The 7,806-nt window shown below is 37.8% G+C and carries 8 protein-coding genes and 2 pseudogenes; 4 read left to right on the forward strand and 6 right to left on the reverse strand.

What is annotated here, in order from left to right; translation table 11 throughout:
• Nucleotides 1-208: pseudogene (locus tag ON09_RS20960) on the forward strand (NUDIX hydrolase); the annotation flags it as partial.
• A 146-nt stretch (nt 209-354) separates the two neighbouring features.
• On the opposite strand, the gene ON09_RS20965 reads toward ON09_RS20960, so the two are convergent.
• The 5 genes from ON09_RS20965 to ON09_RS20985 all read right to left on the reverse strand — a co-directional run bounded on the left by ON09_RS20965 (nt 355) and on the right by ON09_RS20985 (nt 3,633).
• Nucleotides 355-960, reverse strand: coding sequence for a hypothetical protein (locus ON09_RS20965; protein ID WP_010603031.1), 606 nt, complete (start codon nt 958-960; stop codon nt 355-357).
• Nucleotides 950-1,453 (reverse strand): RNA polymerase sigma factor, encoded by a 504-nt coding sequence (locus tag ON09_RS20970; RefSeq protein WP_010603032.1) that lies wholly within the window; start codon nt 1,451-1,453, stop codon nt 950-952. Before ON09_RS20970 ends, ON09_RS20965 begins: the two co-directional genes overlap by 11 nt.
• Nucleotides 1,454-1,611: 158 nt before the next feature.
• A complete protein-coding gene (gene coaD, locus ON09_RS20975; RefSeq protein WP_039843079.1) occupies nt 1,612-2,082 on the reverse strand; it encodes a pantetheine-phosphate adenylyltransferase in 471 nt (156 codons plus the stop codon).
• A gap of 217 nt (nt 2,083-2,299) precedes the next feature.
• Complete coding sequence (gene rsmD, locus ON09_RS20980; RefSeq protein ID WP_010603034.1) at nt 2,300-2,836, reverse strand: 16S rRNA (guanine(966)-N(2))-methyltransferase RsmD; 537 nt, start codon at nt 2,834-2,836, stop codon at nt 2,300-2,302.
• Nucleotides 2,827-3,633: a DUF3822 family protein gene (locus tag ON09_RS20985; RefSeq protein ID WP_010603035.1), complete on the reverse strand. Its 807-nt coding sequence runs from the start codon at nt 3,631-3,633 to the stop codon at nt 2,827-2,829. Before ON09_RS20985 ends, rsmD begins: the two co-directional genes overlap by 10 nt.
• 247 nt (nt 3,634-3,880) lie before the next feature.
• Here ON09_RS20985 and ON09_RS20990 point away from each other — a divergent pair, with 247 nt between their 5' ends.
• The 3 genes from ON09_RS20990 to ON09_RS21000 all read left to right on the forward strand — a co-directional run bounded on the left by ON09_RS20990 (nt 3,881) and on the right by ON09_RS21000 (nt 7,539).
• The gene (locus tag ON09_RS20990; protein ID WP_010603036.1) at nt 3,881-5,020 is read left to right on the forward strand and encodes a putative sensor domain DACNV-containing protein; all 1,140 of its coding nucleotides are present in this window, start codon (nt 3,881-3,883) and stop codon (nt 5,018-5,020) included.
• A gap of 401 nt (nt 5,021-5,421) precedes the next feature.
• Nucleotides 5,422-6,855: an ATP-dependent DNA helicase gene (locus ON09_RS20995; protein ID WP_010603037.1), complete on the forward strand. Its 1,434-nt coding sequence runs from the start codon at nt 5,422-5,424 to the stop codon at nt 6,853-6,855.
• A 15-nt stretch (nt 6,856-6,870) separates the two neighbouring features.
• The gene (locus tag ON09_RS21000) at nt 6,871-7,539 is read left to right on the forward strand and encodes an MCP four helix bundle domain-containing protein (RefSeq protein WP_010603038.1); all 669 of its coding nucleotides are present in this window, start codon (nt 6,871-6,873) and stop codon (nt 7,537-7,539) included.
• 74 nt (nt 7,540-7,613) lie between these two features.
• Here ON09_RS21000 and ON09_RS21005 read toward each other — a convergent pair.
• A pseudogene (locus tag ON09_RS21005) lies at nt 7,614-7,806 on the reverse strand (CvfB family protein); the annotation flags it as partial.

The raw sequence follows: 7,806 nt of genomic DNA on the forward strand, positions 1-7,806 counted from the left end.
ACGTACACACTATCCCATGGGTTCGAAGATGGTGATTAAAAAAACTAATTGGTATAAAATGAAAGTGAAAGGAGAACCGAAACTGATCCCTCAAAAAGAAGAAGGCATTGATGAGGCGGTTTGGTTAGATAAAAATCATATCGGACCAGTGGTAAAAAATACTTTCCCATCGATTATGGATGTGTTAAGGGCAGGTGGAATTTTGTAATCCCAAAACCGATCTTTCAGTTGTATCACTGAGATACACAAGCTTTTTTTTAATTGCGATTAAATCAAAACACTATTATGCGCTCGTTTCAAACGAGCGCTAGCAAGAATGAAGAATCATATATGCTGAGGATTTGTTCGAAATGTTTATTCATCATCCAAATCATCTACCACTTTTTTAACCCTGGCTAAATACTTTCCATAATAATACCAGGCCCAGAGTTCGGTAATCACGCCAATAATCACGATGGTGATAAAACAGTTTAATAGTATGTAGGTTGGCGAAAGTTTTGCGAACACCCTATTTATCGCACCAGTTTTTTCGATAAGTAAATAAACCGTTATAAAACTCATCCATATAAAAGCAATGATATATGTGAGTGCTTTGTAGAGCTCTATATTTAATTTCATTTCATAGAAAAACCAAAGGATACTTTTTCTGCTATCCATGGTCATATCGTATGAATTCTTATAAAACCGGTAGAATTTGAAAAAATAATGAGCTGTAAAACCACATGTTATCGCATAAAAAGCCAGAAATATTAATTTCATCTGAGGCGAAAAACCAAATAAGTAAGGAAATGCGGCCATTAAAATTAATGCAACAATCTGGTAATTAAACTCATGTTTCATCTTTTTACGAAGGATATCAATAGGTGTTTTGGCTTGCTTTATTTCAAGTAAATCTTTTGAGATGTTTGGTTCGGATGATTGATCAGCCTGCCAATCGTTTTTTAAATCGTCAAAATTCATAACCATTTTTCTTTATGATGAATTGTAATTTTTCTTTTGTTCTGTTAAGTTTTACCCTGGCGTTTACTTCACTAATTCCTAGGTTTAGGGCAATTTCCCGGTGTGATTGATTTTCCAGGAAAAGAAAGATTAATGCTTTTTCAACTGCATTTAATTCCTGAACAGCTTTGTAGAGATAAGCTAACCTTTCCTCCTTCGCTTCGCTATCGTCGGTATCAATTACATCAATATTCTCATTAAGTGGCGTTTTATCCACTTTTCGATGATCTTTTTTGAAATAAACTAATGCCGTATTTAGCGCTACACGGTACATCCACGTAGAGAACTTGCTGTTGCCCTTAAAAGTTGGATAAGCTTTCCAAAGCTGCATCACAATTTCCTGAAACAAATCCCGCTGTTGTTCAGCATCGATCATATACATTTTTGAAACTTTATGTATAATCGCTTTATGCTGATTGATGAGAGAAAGAAATATGTTTTCAGTTTCGTTCATTTTAGGCTTTTGGATGAGCGAAGTAAAAAGCATCAGGAAACATGGCTGTTGCCACAACATCAAGAATTCCAAATTGAGTTTTCATACTTTAGTAGTTTTACTCAATAAGTAACCTGTTTTGGAAAACGTTACACCAGCTATAAAAAATATTCCTAAAATCAAGGTTTATATAAAAAATCCAAGGCCTCTTTAGGCACAAATGGACTTACATCTCCATGATTTCTTAAGATGTCGCGAACGATGGTTGAGCTGATGGCAGAATATTCAGGTTTGCTTAATAGCAGAATGGTTTCTACTTCAGGCATCATGGTTTGGTTGATTTGAGCGATGGCTCTTTCATATTCAAAATCCGATGCTGAACGAATGCCACGAACCATATAAGTGGCATTAATTTTACGGCAAAAATCGACAGTTAAACCTTCGTAAGTTTGGATTTCGATATTTTGATAACCATAGAAAACTTTTTCTAAAATATGTAGACGTTGATCGGCGCTTAGGAAGTTTTGCTTGGCGCTATTTAAACCAATTCCGATTACAATCTTGTCAAAGAGAGGAGTGGCACGTTGCAAGATGTTAACGTGTGCAATGGTGATTGGATCGAATGAACCTGGAAATAGCGCTATCTTCATCATTCAAATATAGATTTTTAAGTGTAAAAGAGAAAGATTAAAACAGCTTATGCTAAAATGGCTGTATTTCAGAAAGTAGGAAAGGACTAAACTTTTTGGAGAGAAATTTAGATGCGTTTGCTAGTTAGAAAGATTTTCAGGCTCGCTCGAAATAACAACTTTAATAGTTAAGGATTTTAGCTTTTCTTCTTTGCGAAGAACTTTTTGTTCTTTGCGGTTAACTAAACTCAAAAAAACTGAATGACGAATTACCATATTTACGGGTTTCGGTATATCCCGGCTGGCTATTCAGTTTCATATTGCTTTGGTGTTCCACAACCAGTAAACCACCTGGTTTAAGCAATTGCTGTGAGGCAACCATCACCGGAATTTGCGGAATGTTAGGCATATTATAAGGTGGATCGGCGAAAATTAAATCGTAGGCACCAGTCATTTGTTTTAGCAGTTTAAAAACATCACCCTTACGCACTTCCACCTGCTTAAATTCATATTTGCTGGCAGTTGTTTTAACCCAGTTTACACAGCCATAATCCATGTCTACAGCCAAAATCTTTTCAGCATCACGGGATGCAAATTCAAAAGTCAGGTTTCCTGTACCACAAAATAAATCCAGAACAGTACAGGTTTCAAAATCGAACCTATTGTTTAAAATATTGAAAAGCGCCTCTTTTGCCATATCAGTAGTTGGGCGTACAGGTAAATTCGCTGGCGGCTGTAAACGAATTCCTTTTAATCTGCCTCCAATTATTCGCATAAATCCAAAGCAAGCAATCCGCTAAAATAGTGTTTAGGCATATCAGCCAATAACTCACTGTTTTGTTTTCCTGCGGGAAAAAAGAAATATAGATTATTGAAGTATTTTAGAAGCGTACTGTAATACTCATCGTCTTCGTTAATAATGCCCTGCAGGTACACCGGGACAGACTCTGTTAATCCTAGTTGCTCAATAATTAACAATAAGAAGTAATTAAATTCCTCAGCATTTTCTGCCTCATAATGGTTTTGAAAGGTGATTTTTTTATTCTTTACAAAGAGCACATTAAACGAAGTAGCCGTAAAATCTACCAGCAATGCATCGCCAGATAAATGGCCGGATAAAGCAAGCAAGGGCGAAGACTGGGGATAAACAACCGTGTTTTCAGGAAGTTTTTCTTCAACCTTTTCATCCAGAGAAAATAGGGTGTTAAAGCCTAGTTCATCATGATGTTTGGTGTAGATCTTACGCTCAGAACCCATGAATTTCGTATAAACGGAAAGGTTTTCTTGATCAAACCATTCATCAGGAATAAAAATGAAGTTTGAGGTATGAATTGCAGCTTTGATAGCGCCATACGATTGAGCTAAGTGAGCATCAGTTTCGAAAGCAAACTTTAAATCCTGCTCAACATCCTCACATCCCTGCTTATCGAAAATTACATTAATCTCATCCGACTCCTTATTTATCACCGCATACGAAAAACTGTCATTCGTTATTTTTAACAATAAATGGCAATTTACTGATGCATCAGCTTTAAAATTCGGATCGACCAATAAAAGACTGTTGTTACTCATTAAAACAAAAATAGAGTTTTTTAAATATTAACTGCAAAGGCTACAAAGTTTTTTAGCAAAGAGGTCAAACTAGTGCATCAACTATTAAATGGTTTAAACCGCAAAAATCTGAAATTCAAATTTTGTTTTTTGCCTTTCGTGATGATCGACTCTGGCTTTTATTAAGGTCAAATCAAACGCAATCTTTTTACCAAAATCATACCTTTCCTTTATCTGAAATTTGAAATATTCAGCTTAAATTCGACACATGAGTTACAAGCCTACTTATAAAGCAGCAAACACGGTTGCAGGTAAAATTGAGCAACATTTTGTTAAACTACATGCAAATGCAAAGGCGCAAGGAGAGTTGGATTTGGCTACCCAGCCTGATAAGAAAACGATAGAGGCGCTGATTGATGTTGCTTTCTGGAGTAGCTTGCGGAAAGAGGAGGGGCATTCACCTCGCATTTCTATTGCTTTTTTACCGCCTTCGCAAACTTCGAAACCATTAAAATTTGCCAAGCCTTTGCCGCTAAATGCGAATACGCTAACTAAAATTGCACCCGGTATTGAGCGTTCAGGAATTCACCTGGGGGTTTGGGAGGAAGACGGCGAACTGTATATTTGGGGTACTACCTTGAATATTCCCAACTTTTGCTTTGTTGTAGATGTTTCTGAACCTGGGCTTATTGTAATTAAACACCGCCGTATTTACGGCATCGGAAAATATACTAATGTGGCTGTACTAAAAGGAGAGCAGATTAGAATTGTAGACGATACTTCATGCGGGAACCGCGATTGTCCGCCGATTTTAAAAGCTTTGCTTGATTTGACGGTGCTTGCAAGCTGGAACGACCCGATTAATATTTTAATCCAGTTTTCTGTTTCTATGCGTAGCCATGGGCGAGGTGGTGCATTATTGATTGTGCCGAAAAATGATACGAAGTGGGAAGAGTCGATTATTCACCCCATACAATACCTGGTAGAACCTCCGTTCTGTGGATTATCAAACCTGGCAAAACAAAGTGGTAACCAAAGTGAAATTTTTTCTCAGGGTGCTTTACGTAGAGAAGTGGAGCATCTCGCAGGCTTAACTGCTGTTGATGGTGCGACCATTATTAACGAAGAATTTGATTTGATAGCTTTTGGTGCCAAGATTGGACGTGCGAAAGGTAAGCCGACTGTAGAGCAGATCGCGTTTTCGGAACCAATTGTTGGTGGCGAGGATAAAATTTTGTACCCCGGGCAACTGGGTGGAACAAGGCATTTTTCTGTAGCACAATTTGTTAACGACCAGCCGCAGGCGATTGGTTTGGTTGCATCGCAGGATGGACATTTTACCATTTTTAGTTGGAGTAAACAGCAGAAAATGGTGATGGCGCATCGCATTGAAACGTTGTTGTTATAATGGAAAAGTCGTTATTGCGAGGTGCGAAGTATTTCTTAAGTTCTTTTGTCCCGTCCGGCTGAAAATTTTGTATTTAAGTTAGTAGTAAGGCTTCGATTTTGCATCCCCCCCCAAAAATTTTAAGGAAGAGTTTAAGTAAAAGTGAGATAGGGTGGTAAGGCTTAGCTCGGTGGATGATTTAGTGCTTAGGCATTTTGCAGGAAGTTGCTTTCAAAAGTGTTTTATCTTTGCCACCTAAACCGTATTGCAGCGGCATCCCCCGATTTTATATCGGGGATATAGCGGAAAGACGGATTATCGCAACCAATTAGCATTGCAATTGCTTTCCAAAAACTAAAATTGTGGCTTTTAAAAACAATTTAACTATAGCGCCATTTAACAATTGAATAATTAAATAATCCATGTACATCGATAAAAGTCAACTTATTGCCCAAGCTTATGAACACCTGCCTACTAAAGAGCAACTGCTTTTTTGCGAGCGGATGTCGAGGTTTTTGCAGAACGATGATGAATTCAGGTGTTTTGTTTTAAAAGGATACGCAGGTACAGGTAAAACAACATCGGTAGCTGCGTTGGTAAAAGTATTGGGTAAATTTGGTTTAAGAAGCGAACTATTAGCGCCGACGGGGCGGGCGGCCAAAGTGATGAGTCATTATGCACAGCGGAAGGCCTTAACCATCCATAAAAGAATTTACCGGAAACGGTCTGCTGCATCGCCGGAAATGCAATTTCAAATTGCGCCAAATTTATCAGAAAATACGCTTTTCATTATTGATGAGGCCTCAATGATTGCAGATGAATTTAACGAAACAGGCTCTTCGATTTTGAGAGATTTGCTGGAATTTGTATACAACACTAAAAATTGTTTCCTGCTTTTTGTGGGCGATACGGCACAATTGCCACCAGTTGGGAGCCTAGATAGCCCGGCTCTGAACGAACAATATTTGAAAGATAAATTTGCGCTAACAATAACTTCTGTAGAATTAAAAGAAGTAGTGAGGCAGGAAAAGAAATCAGGGATTTTAGCTAACGCTACCATGTTGAGGAATCAGATTGCTAAAAATCCTGAAAATCCGTTACCTAAATTTTTAACTAAAAATTACCAGGATATCTACAATATGGCTGGGGCCCGGCTGGTTGAAGGGCTGGAATATGCCTACCGAAAATTTGGTATCGAGAATACTTTGGTAGTTTGCCGCTCTAACAAATCGGCCAATATTTATAACCAACAAATCAGGGCAAGATTACTATATCGCGAAGAAGAACTAACGGGTGGCGACCAAATTATGGTGGTTCGAAACAATTATTTTTGGTTGCCCGAAAACGAGGAAACTGCCTTTATTGCCAACGGCGATATGGCCAAAGTTATTCGCGTTCGTGGTGAAGAGGGGCGTTATGGTTTTCGTTTTGCCGATGCTACGCTTGAGTTCTTGGATTTTCCGGCTGCGGGACAAATTAGTTGCAAAGTGATGTTGGATACTCTGAATCTGGAATCGGCAAACCTGCCTTACGATCAAAATAAGAAACTTTTCGATGGTTTGAATGAGGATTATGAGCACATTGCTAACAAGCGGGAACGAATGCTGGCCATTAAAGCCGATCCGTTTTATAACGCTTTGCAAATCAAATTTGCTTATGCGGTTACCTGCCATAAAGCTCAGGGCGGTCAATGGGATGCCGTTTTTGCAGACCAGGGCTATCTAACCGAAGAGATGATTGATCTGGATTTTCTTCGCTGGTTGTATACCGCTGTTACACGAGCCAAAAAGGAACTTTACCTGGTAAACTTTGCGCCACAGCTCTTTGCCAAAACGGCTCAGGCAGATTATTTTTAATAAAATGAAAACCCTATGAAATTCGCATTTAGTTTAAAAAATAAGCTTAAAGTAGCATTCTTTCTTTTCTGTATTATGTGTTGCACTTTGCTTATCCGTTTTTTAGAAGATAAAAGTGTATCGAAGATTAATGAATCATTTATCTCTATGCACAAGGACAGGTTGATTCCAGCAACTGATTTATATTTCATCGCCGAAAACCTTTACCACAAAAATGCGATTTTACAGGATGCCCTGACTGATGCTGAAACTCATTCATTTGGAAGTGTATTTAAAATTAACAGGCACAATAGGATTATCGATTCGGTAATCAATAAATATGAATTAACATTTCTGGTAAAACAGGAAAAAACTTTCCTTGATGATTTGAAAACTGCTTTGCTTGTTCAGCAGCAATTGGAAAACAAAATGCTTGGTTTGAATGGTTATGAAAGAAAGCAAATTTACGATTCCATTGGGCGAAGTACAGCCACGCAAACCCTGGCAAAACTTTCTGCCCTAATTAAAATCCAATCAGAAGTAGGAGATGAGCTGATTAAAGATTCAAAAATCCTTGTTTCAGGAACTAAAATTTATTCTACCCTCCAAGGCATTTTAGCTGTAATGATCGGAATCATGATTGTATCAATCATTTCAGCATCCAATATGGTAAAAATTAAAAACGATAAATTTAACTTAAACTAGTCTTTAAGCAGTTAGCTCGCCATATAAGACATCTGAGTTCAAATGTCTTACATGGTTTCAGAAATTACAGACTTTTATTCAGCATCATCATCCGTCAATAGCCGAATCGAATCATCAGAAAGCACAATTAAACGCTCTTTGTATAATGAGCCAATGGTTTTCTTAAATGCACTTTTGCTAATCTGAAAACGATGATAAATTTCTTCAGGGGAGCTTTTGTCGCCTAATTCAATCACACCACCGCTTTTTTTCAGCTCTGCCATGATC

Origin of the sequence: Pedobacter agri PB92, from assembly GCF_000258495.1 — a bacterium.
In the GTDB taxonomy this organism is placed as follows: domain Bacteria; phylum Bacteroidota; class Bacteroidia; order Sphingobacteriales; family Sphingobacteriaceae; genus Pedobacter; species Pedobacter agri.

What these genes read in the sequence shown, in the direction of transcription:
- ON09_RS20970 (WP_010603032.1), bottom strand. Translation starts at nt 1,453, where the DNA reads ATGAACGAAACTGAAAACATATTTCTTTCTCTCATCAATCAGCATAAA.
- ON09_RS20995 (WP_010603037.1), top strand. Translation starts at nt 5,422, where the DNA reads ATGTACATCGATAAAAGTCAACTTATTGCCCAAGCTTATGAACACCTG.
- ON09_RS21000 (WP_010603038.1), top strand. Translation starts at nt 6,871, where the DNA reads ATGAAATTCGCATTTAGTTTAAAAAATAAGCTTAAAGTAGCATTCTTT.
- coaD (WP_039843079.1), bottom strand. Translation starts at nt 2,082, where the DNA reads ATGAAGATAGCGCTATTTCCAGGTTCATTCGATCCAATCACCATTGCA.
- ON09_RS20985 (WP_010603035.1), bottom strand. Translation starts at nt 3,633, where the DNA reads ATGAGTAACAACAGTCTTTTATTGGTCGATCCGAATTTTAAAGCTGAT.
- rsmD (WP_010603034.1), bottom strand. Translation starts at nt 2,836, where the DNA reads ATGCGAATAATTGGAGGCAGATTAAAAGGAATTCGTTTACAGCCGCCA.
- ON09_RS20965 (WP_010603031.1), bottom strand. Translation starts at nt 960, where the DNA reads ATGAATTTTGACGATTTAAAAAACGATTGGCAGGCTGATCAATCATCC.
- ON09_RS20990 (WP_010603036.1), top strand. Translation starts at nt 3,881, where the DNA reads ATGAGTTACAAGCCTACTTATAAAGCAGCAAACACGGTTGCAGGTAAA.